Origin of the sequence: Kouleothrix sp. (assembly GCF_046328425.1) — a bacterium.
GTDB lineage: Bacteria > Chloroflexota > Chloroflexia > Chloroflexales > Roseiflexaceae > Kouleothrix.
Genome location: NZ_JAXLWP010000027.1, coordinates 90,259 through 105,660 on the forward strand (window position 1 = coordinate 90,259; position 15,402 = coordinate 105,660).

Sequence of the window (15,402 nt, forward strand, 5' to 3'; positions counted from 1 at the left end):
ATCGTATTGGTTATCGTACACGGATTTGAGCAGGTTTACGCACACTTCGTTGATGACTTGCGTGCTTACAATGATTGAGCAGCTCGTGAATGATCGACTGCTTTGCAGGAGGGGCGTCCGTCAGAATTATGACACGAACCGTGCCATGCATCTGTGGACGGTAGGCTGCAGGAATATCAATGCTCCCATCATCCTTAATCCTGGCCTGAAATTCTACCGCGTATATAGTCATAGCCTCTACGACAGGGCTGGTGCAAATCGGCCCTCACCCCTTCTCTCCCGCATGCGGGAGAGGGGGATTATTGTTGGTTGTGCGGTGCGGTCGCGGCAGCGACCGCACCACACAGCCAGATGTGTCACCCCTCCACTGACAGGGGAGGGGGTAGGGGGAGTGGTCGAAAGACGTTGCTCCAGCCCTGCCCTCTACGAGTAGTGCTGATCACGCTGTCATTATACGAGATTCTCATCGTGCTACTTTTCACAAGGTTTGGCGTTGATAGGCCAGGGACGCCATACTATATGGCGGCCGGGCATTATTGAGGCGGAATAGGCGTAGGAGCGGCATGTTGCCGTCCCTACCGATATTTATAGCCTCCGCGCGATGCGTGCGCCCGCCGCAGCCAGCGCGGCCAGCAGCAGCGCCGGCACCAGCGCCCACAGCCAGCCCAGCGGCTGGTCGCGCGCCACCACAAACGCGCGCGGCGGGCCGTTCTCGACGCGGATCGCCAGGGTGTGCTCGCCGTCGCTCAGGCCACTGGCCAGCACCGCCGGGCCGCCCTCGACATCGGGGTTGCGCCGGGCCTGCGCGCCGCCGTCGATCGTGAACTCGGCCGGGCCGGGCAGGCCCACCAGTGCCAGCGACGTGCCCTCGAAGCGCAGCGCCCACGCATTCGCGCCTTGCCCGGCCTGCACCGCCGGATGCCCCCAGGCGTGCGCGCCCGGCCCGGCCACCGCGCCGCGCGCCGCGTACGCCTTCAACGCCTCGTAGGTCGGCGTGGTGGCGAAATCGCGCGTCACGATCGCGAAATTCTGCGTCGGGTCGCGCGGGTCGGGCGGCTCGCCACCCCAGCGCAGAAACCACACGTTCATCACCCCGACCCACGGCCACTCGCGGCGCGCGCGCTCAAGCTGGCCGACGGTGTACTCGGCCTTTTGCTGCTCGGTCACCGGTGGCCCCCAGGTGAAGCGCTTCTCGGCCGGCACGTTCGGCGAGTCGGTCACGTAGCCGAACTCGCTGATCCAGATCGCCTTTGCGGCGTCGCCGTGCTGCTCCATCACCTCGCGCAGCAGCACCACCCGCGACACGTCGATGCGCGAGTCGATCGGCCGCAGCCAGTTCCAGTCGGTGCGCGGCCGGATGTAGCGGTGCTCGCCGGGCGGCTGGCCCAGCCCATACGCCTGCGCCGACATGATGTCGAAGAACGCCGCGCCGCCGAGCTGGTACACCTCGTCGAGAAAGTCGAGGTCGGTGTAGGGCGCGGTGCGGTCGAGGCCGTCGGTGGGCGACAGGCTTGGGAACAGCACTGCCACCTGCGGGTCGGCGGCCTTGGCGCTGGCGTAGGCGGCCTTGAGCAGCGCCACAAACGCGGCCGGCGAGGGGCGCTGGCCGTTCCACTCGTCGGCCAGGTTCGGCTCGTTCCAGACCTGGATGAAGCGCACCTGGCCGCGGTAGCGCTGCACCACCGCCCCGACGAAATTGGCGTAGTCGGCGTAGCTGTCGGGCGGGCCGCTGGCCGCGCCATTGACGGCCTTGCGCGCCTGGAACTCGGGCGTGGCCAGCGCGCGCTGGCGCGCCCACTCGGGCGGGCGGTCGATCCGCACGATCGGCGCGATGCCCAGGCGCGCGGCTTCGGCGAAGATGAAGTCGTACTTCAGCCAGGCGCTTTTGACGTCGCGCGGGTTGCGACGATCCTCGAAGTCGCCGCGCGCGTGGATCTCGACATCCTCCCACGGCATCTGCATGCGCGCGAAGCGCGCCCCCAGGCCGCGCGCCAGCTCGAGCGTGCGCGTCACATTCGCCGGGTCGGCCTCGTTCTGGATGCCGTACAGGTTTACGCCCAGCTGCGGCACGTCGGCCCAGGCGATCGGCCGCGCGTCCGGCTGAAATGTCACCCCGCGATTGTAGCCGTTGTCGGCCAGCACCAGGCCGGCCAGCGCGGCATACAGCAGCGCGGCGAGCGCCAGCGGCGCGGCCAGGCGTTGTGGCTTGGAGTGTGGCGGTCGGTTCACGGCGCAGAGTATAGCGGCGCGGCTGCGGCGCGTCAAACGCGCACACGCCGGGCTTGACAGCCGGCCCGCCTGGGGGTATAGTTCCAGCATGCAGGAAATGACTAAATAGTCTTATTTGGTCATTTTTACGAGCCTGCACACAGGAGCCGCCTATGCCACAGCCAGCCGCGGCCCGGCGCCACGAGCGGGCGCAGCGCATCCTCGACGCAGCCGCCGCGCTGATCTTGCGCTGGGGCTACAACAAAACCACGATCGACGACATTGCGCGCCAGGCCGGCGTGGCCAAGGGCACGATCTACCTGCACTGGAACACGCGCGAGGAGCTGTTTGGCGCGCTCATGCTGCGCGAGAAGGCCGCGCTCGCCGCCGATCTGCGCGCGCGCACCGCCGCCGACCCGGCCGGCGCCACGCTGCCGGGGCTGCTCAAGCACTCGGTGCTGGCGCTCATGGCCCGGCCGCTGCTCAAGGCCGTGCTGCTGCGCGATATCGACATCGTCGGCAAGCTGGCGCAGGGCCAGCACAGCACCGCAGCCTACGCCGAGCGGCTGCTGGCGTTTCAAACCTACCTCGAATTTCTGCGCCAGCACGGCCTGGTGCGCGCCGACCAGAGCCTGGCCGAGCAGGTGTACGTGGTAAGCGCAATCTTTATGGGCTACTTCACGGTCGCCACGCTTATGCCGCCCGAGTTCCGTCTGCCCGACGATCGGCTGGCCGAGCTGCTGGCCGAAACCACCCGCCGCGCGCTCGAGCCGGGCAGCGACGCCGACCCAGCCGCGCGCGAGGCCGCCGCCCAGGCGTTCGCGCAGTACCTCGATCGCAGCATTGCCGCCAACCACGAGCAGCTGCGCCAGGCTATTGCATAAGGAAAAGGAGCCAGTGCCATGGCCGATCAGGAGCATACAACCTTTGTCGTCGCATTTGACGACCCCGCCGCCACGCTTGGGCGTGTTGGCGGCAAAGGCGCCTCGCTGGCGCGCATGGCCTCGGCCGGCCTGCCGGTGCCGCCCGGCTTCTATGTCGCCACCGCTGCCTACGAGCGCTTTGTCGGCGCGCACGGCCTGCGCGAGCGCGTGCTGGCAGCGGCGGGCGGCGCCAGCCCCGACGACCCGGCCGCGCTCGAGGCGGCGGCGCAGTCGATCGCCGCGCTGTTCGCGCAGCACACCATCCCCGCCGACGTGGCCGATCCGATCCGCGCGGCCTACGCCGCCCTGGGCGGCCAGCCAGTGGCGGTGCGCTCGTCGGCCACCGCCGAAGACCTGCCGACCATGTCGTTCGCCGGCCAGCAGGACACGTTTCTGAACATCAGCGGCGCCGAGCCGGTGCTCGACGCGATCAAGCGCTGCTGGGCCTCGCTCTGGACGGCGCGGGCGATCGGCTACCGCGCCCGCCAGGGTGTGGCGCACGCCGACGTGAGCCTGGCGGTGGTGGTGCAGGCGCTGGTTCCCGCCGAGGCGGCCGGCATCCTGTTCACCGCCAACCCGATCGACGGCGCCGCCGGCCAGGCGCTGATCAACGCGGCCTGGGGCCTGGGCGAGGCGGTGGTGGGCGGCCAGGTGACGCCCGACACCTTTGTGGTGGACAAGGCCAGCGGCGCGCTGCTGAGCCAGCAGGTGAGCGCGAAAGACGTAATGACTGTGCTCGCCGGCGAGGGCACGCGCGAGCAGCCGGTGCCGCCCGAGCAGCGCGCGCGGCCGGCGCTCGGCGCTGGGCAGGCCGCCGAGCTGGCCAGCCTGGGCGCGCGCATCGAGCAGCTGTACGGCCAGCCCATGGACATCGAGTGGGCGCTCAGCCAGGGGCGCTTCTTCATCCTTCAGGCCCGCCCGATCACCGGCGTACGCGCGCCCACGCAGCCGGCCGAGGAGTGGAACGACAGCCTGCGCGGCGACTACCTGTGGACTAGCACGAACCTGGGCGAGGCCGTGCCCGACGTCATGACGCCGTGCGCCTGGTCGCTCATCCGCATCTTCATCGCCGACACCATGCCGGTGCCCGACATCGGCGAGCACCAGCTTGTCGGCAATATCGGCGGCCGCTTCTACATGAACCTGAGCGTGCTGGCAGCGGTGGGCGCGGCCTTTGGCATCAGCGGCAAGCGCTTCGCCGAGGCCAACGAGCAGGCGCTTGGCCGGCTGCCCGAGGGTGTCGGCATCCCGCCGCTGGCGGTGTCGCGCTGGCGGGTGCTGCGCGTGATGCTGCCGGTGGCGCTGCGCTTCCGCCGGCGGATTGGGGCCAACCAGCGGCGCCTGCCCGAGTTTCTGGCAGCCGCGCCGGCGCGCTGCGAGGCGCTACGCGCCCGCATTGGCGCCGCCGCCAGCCCTGGCGAGCTGGTGGCGCTGTGGCACGCCGAGGTGCTGCCGTTCTTTCGCGAGTGCTCCGATATGCTGGCGGCCGGCGCGCGCTCCGACGGCTCGGTGATCGTGTGGGCGCGGCGCGAGCTGAACAAGCTGGTGGGCGAGGCCGACGCCAACGCGCTGCTTTCGGGCTTGCACAGCTCCAACAGCCGCCTCGAAAGCCTTGGCCCGCTGGTGGGGCTGGCGCAGCTTGCGCGCGGCGAGATCGACCGCGCGAGCTACGCGCGGCAGTACGGCCACCGCGGCCCGCACGAATTCGAGGTGTCGCTGCCTCGCCCGGCCGAGGACCCCGGCTGGATCGACGCGCAGCTTGCGGGCCTGCGCGCGGCGCCGCTTAGCGCCAACGAGCTACTGGCGCGCCAGCAGGGCGCTCAGTCGGGCGCGTGGGCGCGCTTCGAGCAGCGCTACCCCGGCAAGGCTCGCGCAATGCGCCGCCGCATCGGCAGCGCTGCCGAAGCCTTTCGGCTGCGCGAGGCCGCCCGCTCCGAGGTGGTACGCTCGTTCTGGGCGCTGCGTGCGTTTGCCCAGCGCGCCGGCGCGCTCAGCGGCCTGGGCGACGATATCTTCTTCCTGCGGATCGACGAGATCCTGGCGGTGCTCGGCGGCGAGCGCGCGGCGGTGGCGCATATTCCGGCCCGGCAGGCGGCCTACCGGCGCTACGCCGCGCTGCCCCCCTACCCGGTGCTGATCCACGGCCATTTCGACCCGTTCGCGTGGGCCGCCAGCCCGCAGCGTCGCGGCGATGTGTTCGACGCGCGCGGCGCCGCCGCGCCGCCGCGCCAGGCCATCAGCGGCTTCCCCGGCGCTGCCGGCGTGGTCGAGGGCCGCGCGCGCGTGCTCGCCGCCGCCGAAGAAGGCGCCCAGCTTCAGCCCGGCGAGATCCTCGTCACCACCGTCACCAACGTCGGCTGGACGCCGCTGTTCCCGCGTGCTGCCGCCGTCGTCACCGATGTGGGCGCGCCGCTGTCGCACGCGGCGATCGTCGCGCGCGAGCTGGGCATCCCGGCGGTGGTGGGCTGCGGCAACGCCACCATGCGCCTGCACACCGGCGACCGTGTGCGCGTCGACGGCGGCCGCGGCGTCGTCGAGCTGCTTGAGGCGGCCTAGCCGGATGGTGCGCTGTCGAGCCACACATTCGCCAGCGCCGGGCCGTCGGCCGGCGCCTCGGCCAGCTCGCCGCGCCGGTACAGCAGTGTCGCGCCGTCCGAGCCGAGGTCGAGGATCGTGCCGCGCAGGAACACGTTGACGCCGTAGGGGATGCTGGCCGGGCCGATGCGCCCGGCCATGCCGTACTTCAGCCAGGCTTGCCGCTCGCTGATCGCGCCCACGTCGCGCGGCGCGACATCGGCGGGCGCGGCGGCGCCGTTGTAGCCCGGCCAGGGAGCGCGCCATACCCCGGCGGCCTCGAGAAACGACGGCACCGCCAGCAGCCGCACCTGCCGCCCGGCCAGCGCGGCATAGCTGGCCGGGTAGAACGCGTCGGCGCACACCAGCACCGCCATGCGCCCGGCCGGCGTCTCGTACACCGGCGCGGCCTCGGCCGGCGCGAGAAATGGCTGCTCGGCGGCGGTAAGGAAGCGCTTGCGCGCCAGCTGGTCGTCGGCCAGGCCGTTGGGGTGGAACACCGCCGCCACATTCTGCAGCGGCCCGGCGCAGCCGGCCACGCGCCCGGCCACCACGCGCGGCGCGGGCAGCAGGATCGAGCCGGCGACGATCGTGGCGCCGTAGCGCTGCGCCAGCGCCGCGAACACCTGGCTGTAGATCGCGGCCATGCGCCCGGCCTTGGCGCGGAACAGCGCGTAGCGCGCGCGATCGGCGGCGGGCGCGCGCGCAAACCCGGCCGCGACCATGAGCGGGTGGCGCAGCGCCAGCCGCAGCATCGCCTGCTCGAGCCGCCTGGCGCGAAACAGCGCGGCTGGCTCGCCGGCGGCCACCAGCCAGGCTCCCAGATACTCGGGCAGCACCGCAACCGTGCGCGGCCCCAGCCAGCCGCGCCGCAGCGCAGCCTCGAAGTAGCCCGCCAGCCAGTCGTAGAAGCGATCGGCGCTGGCATAATTGCCCAGCGCCATCCACGGCTGAATGCCCAGCAGGTTGCCCTGGCCGGCGTCGGCGCCCAACGCCAGCCCGGCTATCGCGCTTGTGTCGTCCATCTGCTCCTGCCAATGCTTATGGTATTATTTCAGGCCAGGCCAGTGCGCAAGTAGGAGGCTGCTGTTGTTGACTGAATGGTACGACCGGGCGCGCGAGCTGCTGCCCAACCTGATTGTGATCGCCGTGATCCTGTTCCTGACGATCATGGCCGCGCGGCGCGCCCAGGGCTTTGTGTATCGCCTGGCCGAGCGCACGCAATCGCCGCCCGAGATCACCGACCTGCTCGGCCGCTTCGCGCGCTTCGGCATTGTGGCGTTCGGCGCGCTGATTGTGCTCGATCGGCTGAACCTGAGCGGCGCGGTGCTGAGCTTCGTGGCCGGGCTGGGCATCGCCGGGATCATTATCGGCTTCGCGCTGCAAGATATCGTCAAGCAGTTCGCCGCCGGCATGCTGCTGCTGATGCTGCGGCCGTTTCGCGTCGGCGACGACGTGAAGATCGGCGAGTTCGAGGGCCGCGTCGTACAGGTGCAGCTGCGCGCGACCGTGCTGAAGACTGCCGGCGGCGACGAGGTGCAGATCCCCAATGCCGACGTGTACAGCACGGCGATCGTCAACACCAGCCGCTACGACCTGCGCCGCCACGCGCTTGGGCTGGCGCTGCCGCCCGGCGCCGAGCTGGGCCGCGCCCGTGCGGCGCTGCTCGGCGCGCTCGGCGGCGTGCCGGGCGTGGCCGGCAACCCGGCGCCCGAGATCGTGGCCACCGGCATTGCCGACAAAGCCGCGCAGCTCGAGGTGCGCTTCTGGGTCGACGAGCGCGCCGGCAGCGCCGATACCGTGATCACCGGCGTGGTGGCCGCGCTGCACGCGGTGCTGGTGCAGATCGACACAGAGGCCAAAAAATAAAGAGACAAGAAGACATGCCGCGTCTCCTTGTCTTTCCGCCTGTATGTTCAGCCTGCCTCAGGTGGATTTATCTTCCTCGCGCGCCAGGTAGTACGTCATGCTATGCAGCACCGCGACTGGGTCGATATGCCGCACCCACACGTTCTCGGGCACCTGGATGACCATGGGCGCGTAGTTGAGGATCGCGCGCACCCCGGCCGATACAAGCATGTCGGCCACCTCCTGCGCGCGGCTGGCCGGCACCGCGATGATCGCCAGCTTGATGCCCTGGTCGCGCATCACGCGCTGGATCTGCTCGTCGTTGACGATCGTCAGGCCGTTGATGTCCGTGCCGATCTTGGTCGGGTCGCTGTCGAATAGCGCGGCGATGCGGATGCCCTGGCGCCGGAACCCCTCGTAGCGCGCGATTGCCTCGCCCAGGTGCCCGATCCCAACCAGCCCAACCGGCCATTCCTGGTTGAGCCCAAGGATGCGCTCGATCTGGTTCAGCAGCTTCTCGACATCGTAGCCGATGCCTTGCTTGCCGAACTCGCCGAAGTACGAGAGATCCTTGCGAATCTGGGCCGCAGTCACATTGATACGCTCGCCCAGCTCTTGCGATGATACTGAGCGCACATCTTCTTGCAGCAGGTAGCGCAAACTACGCGCGTATAATGGCAGCCTGCGAATAACCACATCGGGCGGGGTTTCGATGCGATCCACTCACGCCTCCGAGCACTGTGGACGCCGGGCAAATACCGGCGGGGAAAATACCGTATTGTGAAGTGTAGCACCAAGTGCCAGGCATTGTCAAGATTATCACAAATGGTTCAGCTCCATCTACCAAAAGCAAAACGACCGTGTCCTTTCGGCCAATTACAGGGCCTGCGCGGTGCGCGTTTTTGCCTTCGGCAGAGGGGTTCGGAGGCTTGCGCCCTCCAAGACTCCCACGCGGGAGGACACCGCGTTTCTCGTGTCAATTACATGTAATCACACCAAAGCCCACGCGCGCGTGCTATAATGATCGGCATCCGCCCCGTGCCGAGGTTCGTATGCGCCTGGTATATACCGCCGATCTGCACGGCGACATCGCCGCCTACCGCGCGCTATGCGACTACGCGCGGGCCAGCGCGGCGCGGGCGCTGATCGTCGGCGGCGACCTGCTGCCGCATGCCATCCGCCTCGACACGGCGATCGAGCGCCAGCGCGCATTTGTCGCCGGGCAGCTCCGGCCGCTGCTGGCCGAGTTTCACGAGCGCGCGCCTGGCTGCGCGGTGTACCTGCTGGCCGGCAACGACGATTGGGCTGCCGCGATTGCCGCGCTCGGCGAGCTTGAGCGCGAGCGGCTGGCGTTTCCGCTGCACGGGCGCGTATACCAGCTGCCTGCCGGCGATGCTTCCGATACTCTATGGCTGGCCGGCTACGCCTGCGTGCCGGTGACGCCATTCAGCATCAAAGACTACGAGTGCCGCGACGATGGGGCGGCCGATCTGGCGGCGTTCGATTTCGGCATGGCCTACACCAGCTGGCGCGGCCAGGCCGAGCCGATCGAGCGCGCGGCGCTGGCGGCGCGGCCCAGCATCGCCGAGGATCTGGCCAGCCTGGCGCAGCAGAGCGACCCACAGCGCACGATCTATGTGTGCCACACGCCGCCCTTCGATACGCCGCTCGACCAGATGCCGCGCGGGCGGCACGTCGGCAGCCGCGCGCTGCGCGCTTTCGTCGAGCAGCACCAGCCGCCGCTGACGCTGCACGGCCACATTCACGAGTCGCCCGACGAGAGCGGGCACTACGCCGCGCGCATCGGCGCGACCTGGTGCGTCAACCCTGGGCATAGCCCGCGCCGCTTCCAGGCTGTGTTGCTCGACACCGGCGACATCGCTGGTACGCTGACACATACTGTCTTTGGAAAGCCGGATCCCGGCAAGATGCCATGATGCAAGATCGCAAGGCGGCGCTTTTGCGGAAGCCTTTTAGCTTGTGCTACTCATCTTGTCGTCGTGTGAATGCTTATGAGATTCTTCAACAGAAAGGCTCACAACGTGTTTAACGCTATTGGCGAGGTGCGCGAGGCGCTTGGCACTCAGCAGTATATCGCCTCCGACGAGATCGCCACGGTGATGTTCCTGGCCGAGAAGCTCGGCAAGCCGGTGCTGGCCGAAGGCCCGGCCGGCGTGGGCAAGACCGAGCTGTCGAAGGCGTGGGCCGGCGCCACCGGCCGCGAGCTGATCCGCCTGCAGTGCTACGAAGGCCTCGACGAAACCAAGGCGCTGTACGAGTGGGAGTACGCCAAGCAGCTGCTCTACACCCAGCTGCTGCGCGACAAGCTGAACGACCTGCTGGTCGGCTCGAAGACGCTGGGCGAGGCCGCCGACCGGCTCGCCGCCGAAGAGGACGTATTCTTCTCCGATCGCTTTCTGCTGCCGCGCCCGCTGCTGCGCGCCATCACCAGCGACAAGCCGGTGACGCTGCTGATCGACGAGATCGACCGCGCCGACGCCGAGTTCGAGGCGTTCCTGCTGGAGATCCTCAGCGACTTCCAGGTGAGCGTGCCCGAGATCGGCACGATCAAGGCCAAGCACCAGCCGATCGTGCTGCTCACCTCCAACAATACCCGCGAGCTTTCCGAGGCGCTCAAGCGCCGCTGCCTGTACATCCACATCGACTACCCGACCTTCGACTCGGAGCTGCAGATTGTGAACCTCAAGGTGCCGGGCCTGTCGCCTAAGCTCGCCAGCCAGGCCGTCGAGCTGGTGCAGCGCCTGCGCGGCATGGAGCTGAAAAAGCACCCCAGCGTCTCCGAGACGATCGACTGGGCGCGCGCGCTGGTCGAGCTGAACGCCAAGCACCTCGACCGCGCCACGCTCGACACCACGCTCAGCGTGCTGCTGAAGTACGAGAGCGACCTGGCCAAGGCGCGCCGGGCGATCGGGCGCGAGGACCGCGGGCGCAGCAATTAGTGTTGAGTTATGAGCTCTGGGCTACAGAACGTGCACAGTCAGCGTGTTTGCCTGCGGCAGCGTGGTACCTCATACTTTTCTGTAAGCATTTGTTCGCGCTCCGCGCGAACAAATGCTTACACATAGAATGAGGAAAAACGCTGCTGGCGCGCTCAGCTTTCGGCAGAGCGGAGCTATCCGATGTAGTGTGTGCGGTTGTTCTGCGCTCCGCGCGGAACAACCGCACACAGAAGATCGAGAAGTACCATGGACGACCGAATCATCCAGTTTATCGACGCGCTGCGGGCATCCGGCGTGCGCGTTTCGGTTGCCGAGAGCGCCGACGCGCTGCGCGCGATCGAGGCCACCGGCATCGCCGATAAAGAGCTGTTCCGGCTGGCCATGCGTGCCACGCTGGTGAAAGAGGCCCACGACATCCCCGAGTTCGAGAAGCTGTTCCCGAGCTTCTTCGGCACCGGCGCGCCGCCCATGCCCAACCAGCCCGGCGGCGGTATGTCGCAGGAAGATCGCGACAAGCTGGCGCAGATGCTCGAGCAGATGCTGGCGAACATGACGCCCGAGCAGCTGCGCCAGCTGTTCGAGGCCATGATGAGCGGCGAGAACATGAGCCGCGAGCAGCTCCAGCAGCTGCTGAGCCAGTACACCAGCCAGGGCCAGATGACCAACCCGTACTACCAGCCGTGGATGACCCGCCGGGCCATGCGCGAGCTGCAGTTCGACCGGCTCGACGAGCTGCTGCAGGAGCTGCTCGAGAAGCTGCGCGAGGCCGGCGTGAGCGAAGAGGCGCTGCAGCAGCTGGCCCAGGAGGCCCGCGAAAACCAGTCGGCGCTGGCCGAGCAGATCGGCCAGGAGGTGGGCGCCAATATGCTGCGCCGCGCCGCCGAAGAGCGCCGCCAGCCGCCGCCGATCGACGAGCTTCTCGACCGGCCGTTCGACCGGCTGCGCTACGAGGAGATCGACGACATGCGCGCGGTGATCACGCGGCTGGCCGCGCAGCTGCGCTCGCGCGCCGCGTTGCGCCAGCGCCGCGGCAACCGCGGCCAGCTGGATGCCAAGGCCACCATCCGCGCCAACCAGCGCTTCGCCGGCGTGCCGCTCGACGTGCGCCACAAGAAGAAGCACCTCAAGCCCAAGCTCACGGTGATCTGCGATCTTTCGACCTCGATGCGGCCGATCGTCGCGTTCATGCTGATGCTGGTGTACGCCCTGCAGGACCAGGTGAGCCGCACGCGCTCGTACGCGTTTGTGTCGGATCTGTTCGATATCTCGAACGACTTCAACGAGTCGCGGCCCGACGTGGCGATCGAGGCGGTGCAGCAGCGCATCCGCCCCGGCTACTACAACACCGACCTGGGCAACAGCCTGGCGACGTTCGCGCGCGACCACCTGGGCACCGTCGACCGGCGCACCACGGTGATTGTTCTGGGCGACGGGCGCAACAACCACAACGACCCGAACCTGCGCGATTTCGAGGCCATCCGCCGGCGCGCGCGCAAGCTGGTGTGGTTCAACCCCGAGCACCCGCGCCAGTGGGGCACCGGCGACAGCGATATGCTGGCGTATGTGCCGCTGTGCGACGCGGTGCACCGCGTCAGCAACCTGCGCGAGCTGGTCGACGCGGTGGATTCGCTGTTTGTGCGGCGGTAGGGTGGGCTGACCATGCGCTGTGCCAGCCGCAGCGCCCTGCGATCATGCCTCAGGGCCGCACAGCAGCTGCGCGCGCACCCTGAGGCATGCGCCACCGGCGCTGCGCACGGCACGGCGCTCATATTGGCATGGGCAAGATCTGCTTTGGCGCGAGGAGCGCGGGTTGGGGTGGCTAGCGACCGTACCCCCGATTCTGTTCTTAGGCCGCCATCTCTCTCCGCGCCGAGGGCGCGGGCCGCTCCTGGCTCGGCGGGCATTACCCGCTCTGCCGTCGCGGCGGCGATGCGAGTGAGCGCGGTGGTGCGAACGCCGGGGCACGCCCCGGCTCCCACACGATGAGCCCACCCCACGCACCTTGCTCCCCATCGGCCAGCGCAGTCGCCTAGCCGCCGGCATTGCTGCCGGCGCTGGTGCGCTCTTACCGCACCCTTTCACCCCTTACCTGTGCCATTGGCCATCGGCGGGACTGCTCTCTGTTGCCGGCTTGCGTCGCGGCGGCATTGCTGCCGCCGCGCCCCCGCTTGCTGTTTCGCGGGGTGGCCTTCCGCCTGCGCGCACGGTTCGCCGAGCGAAGGGGAAGCCCCTCTGCCGGCTGGCCGTGTGCCCGCGGGCGGGCGAGGAGTCGGGAAGTTCCTCTGGAGGATCGCTCCAGCGGCGGCTGTCGCTAGCCACACATGGAAGACGGCTGCGCGGCCGGCGCTGTTCCGGCGCGCGCATCGGCTTCCACCACGGCGCATTATACACCGGGCCTGGGCGCGCGCCAAGCCGGGGCGGCCTACGCCGCGCGCATGCGCCGCGCCAGCAGCTCGAACAGGCCGGTCATCAGCAGCGCGGCGACCAGCAGAAACGGCCCGAGCACCTCGAGGCCGTAGTTCGCCGCCAGCACGCCGATCGCGCTGGGCAGCACCGCGCCGCCCAGGCTGGCCGCCGCAACCTCGAAGCCCACGCCATTGGCGGCGTGGCGCTGCCCCATGAAGCCGGGCGTGGCCGAGATCAGCAGCGGGAACTGCGGCGCCAGCGCCATGCCCATCAGCGCGATACCGCCAAACGCCAGCCAGGGCGAGGCATTCAGCCAGATCAGCAGCGCCGCCAGCACCGCGCCGATCATGCTGCCGCGCAGCAGCGCCGTCGGCGATATGCGGCTCACCACCAGGCCAAACAGGATCCGCCCGACCGTCAGGCTGGCCCAGTACAGGCTGACCCACGCGCCCGCGAGGGTTGGCTCGATGTGGCGCGCCTCGGTGAGCAGGCTGTAGACCCAGTTGCCAACGCCGACCTCGGTGCCGGTGTAGACGAAGAACAGCACGATGCCAAGCCAGGCCACCGGCAGGCGCAACGTGGCCATCAGCGGCGCGCCGCGCTCGGGCGCGGGCGCACCGGCGGTGGGCGCCGGGTCGGCCCACATCTGGCGGGTAAGCGCGAACGCCAGTGCCAGCGCCAGCTGGGCCGCGCCGACGATCGCGAAGCCGACGCGCCAGCTCAGCTGGGCCGCCAGCACCGCCGTCATGATCGCCGGGCCAAGTGTCGCGCCGATGCCGAAGCACGCGTGCAGCCAGTTCATAGAGCGCGGGCTGAAGTGCGCGGCGGCGTAGGCGTTCAGGCCACCGTCGATGGTGCCACCACTCAGGCCAGTGGCCGCGCCGAGCGCCACCAGCACCAGCCAGGTGGGCGCCGCGCCCGAGGCCAGCAGCGACAGCGCGGCCAGGCCGCAGCCCAGCGCCAGCATCACGCCGCCGCCGAGCTGCGCCAGCAGCCGGCCGCTCACGGCGCTGGCCAGCATATAGCCGATTGTGTTGCCGATCAGCAGCACGCCCAGCGCGTCGAGCGGCAGGCCAAACGTGCCGCGGATCGACGGCCAGGCTACGCCCATGAGGCTATTCGCCAGGCCCAGCGCCACAAAGCCGGCGTACGCCAGCACGACGATCAGCAGGGCGGGCCGGCGCGCGGCGGGCACAGGGATGGTTGACTCTGTCATTTCTCACCGTTGGAGCTAGCAGGTTACAGGTTTGCTGATTACACAGCCGCCGGCAATTTCATGCCAGCACGGCCGCCAGGGTGCGCCGGGCCACGTCTTCCCAGCGGCAGTGCTCGATCACGAAGGCCCGGCCACGCCGGCCCAGCTCGGCGCGCAGATCCGCGCTGGCGAGCAGCATGTCCAGCGCGGCGGCGAACTCGCCAAAATCGCGGAAGTGCAGGCCGCCGCCGCTGGCCTCGGCGAACTGGCGCGTCACCGCGCAGCCGGCGTGCACCAGCGCGGGCGTGCCTTGGAGCCAGGCCTCCATCAGCACGATCGAGAAGCTCTCGTGCAGCGAGGGCTGCACAAACACATCGGCAGCGGCGTAGGCGTCGTGGCGCTCTTGCGCGCTCACGTCGCCCAGGTCGATCACCAGCTCGCGCAGCGCCGGCGGCAGCTCCAGCGGGTCGCGGCCGGTGCGAATGAGCCGCAGCGGCGTGCCGCGCCGGGCGTGGTACTCGCGCAGGTAGGCCAGCAGCAGCGGGATGTTTTTGGCAAGCCCGCCGCGCCCGGCGTACATCAGCAGCGGGCCGTGCAGGCCGCGCCGCGCCCGAAACGCCGCGCCATCGCCGGCCGCCGCAAGATCGATTCCCTCGCCGGCCACCACCACGCGCTCGGGCGGCAGGCCATACAGCCGCAGCGCCAGCTCGCGCTCGGCGGGGCTGTTGGCGAGCGCGCGGCGAACCTGGCCGAACAGCCAGCGCGTGGTGCCGTAGCGCGCGTATGGCTCGTCGTGCAGGCAGGGCAGCAGGTGCGCGCGCTCGCCCGCCAGCAGCGCACCCCAGAAGCTGGTGGGGAATGGGTACAGCACGAACAGAAAGCGCCGGCCGGCGCCTTCGGCGGCCACCGCCTCGAGCAGCGCGTCGCTCGAGGCCAGCGATGCCAGCAGCCGCAGCTCGTGCTCGGCGAAGCGCGGCAGCGACCGCCCCAGGCCGCGCCGCGCAACCGCCAGCGGCAGGCGTGGCTCGGCCTGCGGCGGCGTGATCGGGAAGCGGCGGATGGCCACGCCGCCGAGCGCGTCGGCGCCGGCCGGGTAGTAGGGCTCCGGCGGCGCAAACGAGTCGCGGCCGTCGCTGGCCCACACCTCGACGCGCGCGCCAAGCGCGTGAATCGCCTCGGCCAGCTGGCGCGCCTGCGTCTCGGCGCCGCCGGCGGTGTCGCGGCCGTACCAGGGTACGACGATGGTGAGCGTGTCTGTCATCTAAATACCGCCACAGAGACACAGAGA

General features: G+C 69.5%; 11 protein-coding genes. 6 read left to right on the forward strand and 5 right to left on the reverse strand.

What is annotated here, in order from left to right:
* Nucleotides 1-585: 585 nt before the first annotated feature.
* Nucleotides 586-2,229 (reverse strand): polymerase, encoded by a 1,644-nt coding sequence (locus U0177_RS22565; RefSeq protein ID WP_409572928.1) that lies wholly within the window; start codon nucleotides 2,227-2,229, stop codon nucleotides 586-588.
* Between the two features lie 152 nt (nucleotides 2,230-2,381).
* On the opposite strand from U0177_RS22565, the gene U0177_RS22570 reads away from it, so the two are divergent.
* Entirely contained in the window at nucleotides 2,382-3,092 is a 711-nt protein-coding gene (locus U0177_RS22570) for a TetR/AcrR family transcriptional regulator (RefSeq protein WP_409572929.1), read from the forward strand.
* Between the two features lie 18 nt (nucleotides 3,093-3,110).
* Nucleotides 3,111-5,687 carry a PEP/pyruvate-binding domain-containing protein gene (locus tag U0177_RS22575; protein ID WP_409572930.1) on the forward strand — a complete coding sequence of 859 codons (2,577 nt, stop codon included), beginning with the start codon at nucleotides 3,111-3,113 and terminating at the stop codon, nucleotides 5,685-5,687.
* Here the strand turns inward: U0177_RS22575 and U0177_RS22580 are convergent.
* Nucleotides 5,684-6,730, reverse strand: a complete 1,047-nt coding sequence (locus U0177_RS22580) for a nitrilase-related carbon-nitrogen hydrolase (RefSeq protein WP_409572931.1) — start codon at nucleotides 6,728-6,730, stop codon at nucleotides 5,684-5,686. The genes U0177_RS22575 and U0177_RS22580 overlap by 4 nt on opposite strands.
* A gap of 64 nt (nucleotides 6,731-6,794) precedes the next feature.
* On the opposite strand from U0177_RS22580, the gene U0177_RS22585 reads away from it, so the two are divergent.
* Nucleotides 6,795-7,574, forward strand: coding sequence for a mechanosensitive ion channel family protein (locus tag U0177_RS22585; RefSeq protein ID WP_409572932.1), 780 nt, complete (start codon nucleotides 6,795-6,797; stop codon nucleotides 7,572-7,574).
* Between the two features lie 57 nt (nucleotides 7,575-7,631).
* Here the strand turns inward: U0177_RS22585 and U0177_RS22590 are convergent, their stop codons facing one another.
* Nucleotides 7,632-8,276, reverse strand: a complete 645-nt coding sequence (locus U0177_RS22590) for a redox-sensing transcriptional repressor Rex (RefSeq protein ID WP_409572933.1) — start codon at nucleotides 8,274-8,276, stop codon at nucleotides 7,632-7,634.
* A gap of 329 nt (nucleotides 8,277-8,605) precedes the next feature.
* On the opposite strand from U0177_RS22590, the gene U0177_RS22595 reads away from it, so the two are divergent.
* From U0177_RS22595 to U0177_RS22605, 3 genes are all read left to right on the forward strand, one after another.
* The gene (locus U0177_RS22595; protein WP_409572934.1) at nucleotides 8,606-9,490 is read left to right on the forward strand and encodes a metallophosphoesterase; all 885 of its coding nucleotides are present in this window, start codon (nucleotides 8,606-8,608) and stop codon (nucleotides 9,488-9,490) included.
* A gap of 75 nt (nucleotides 9,491-9,565) precedes the next feature.
* Nucleotides 9,566-10,513: an AAA family ATPase gene (locus U0177_RS22600; RefSeq protein WP_409572935.1), complete on the forward strand. Its 948-nt coding sequence runs from the start codon at nucleotides 9,566-9,568 to the stop codon at nucleotides 10,511-10,513.
* A 246-nt stretch (nucleotides 10,514-10,759) separates the two neighbouring features.
* Nucleotides 10,760-12,160: a vWA domain-containing protein gene (locus tag U0177_RS22605; RefSeq protein ID WP_409572936.1), complete on the forward strand. Its 1,401-nt coding sequence runs from the start codon at nucleotides 10,760-10,762 to the stop codon at nucleotides 12,158-12,160.
* Nucleotides 12,161-12,935: 775 nt separating this feature from the next.
* Here the strand turns inward: U0177_RS22605 and U0177_RS22610 are convergent.
* Nucleotides 12,936-14,135, reverse strand: coding sequence for an MFS transporter (locus U0177_RS22610; protein WP_409572937.1), 1,200 nt, complete (start codon nucleotides 14,133-14,135; stop codon nucleotides 12,936-12,938).
* 58 nt (nucleotides 14,136-14,193) lie between these two features.
* Nucleotides 14,194-15,375 carry a glycosyltransferase family 4 protein gene (locus U0177_RS22615; protein WP_409572938.1) on the reverse strand — a complete coding sequence of 394 codons (1,182 nt, stop codon included), beginning with the start codon at nucleotides 15,373-15,375 and terminating at the stop codon, nucleotides 14,194-14,196.
* Nucleotides 15,376-15,402 lie beyond the last annotated feature (27 nt).

What these genes read in the sequence shown, in the direction of transcription:
- U0177_RS22615 (WP_409572938.1), bottom strand. Translation starts at nt 15,375, where the DNA reads ATGACAGACACGCTCACCATCGTCGTACCCTGGTACGGCCGCGACACC.
- U0177_RS22605 (WP_409572936.1), top strand. Translation starts at nt 10,760, where the DNA reads ATGGACGACCGAATCATCCAGTTTATCGACGCGCTGCGGGCATCCGGC.
- U0177_RS22600 (WP_409572935.1), top strand. Translation starts at nt 9,566, where the DNA reads ATGAGATTCTTCAACAGAAAGGCTCACAACGTGTTTAACGCTATTGGC.
- U0177_RS22575 (WP_409572930.1), top strand. Translation starts at nt 3,111, where the DNA reads ATGGCCGATCAGGAGCATACAACCTTTGTCGTCGCATTTGACGACCCC.
- U0177_RS22595 (WP_409572934.1), top strand. Translation starts at nt 8,606, where the DNA reads ATGCGCCTGGTATATACCGCCGATCTGCACGGCGACATCGCCGCCTAC.
- U0177_RS22580 (WP_409572931.1), bottom strand. Translation starts at nt 6,730, where the DNA reads ATGGACGACACAAGCGCGATAGCCGGGCTGGCGTTGGGCGCCGACGCC.
- U0177_RS22570 (WP_409572929.1), top strand. Translation starts at nt 2,382, where the DNA reads ATGCCACAGCCAGCCGCGGCCCGGCGCCACGAGCGGGCGCAGCGCATC.
- U0177_RS22610 (WP_409572937.1), bottom strand. Translation starts at nt 14,135, where the DNA reads ATGACAGAGTCAACCATCCCTGTGCCCGCCGCGCGCCGGCCCGCCCTG.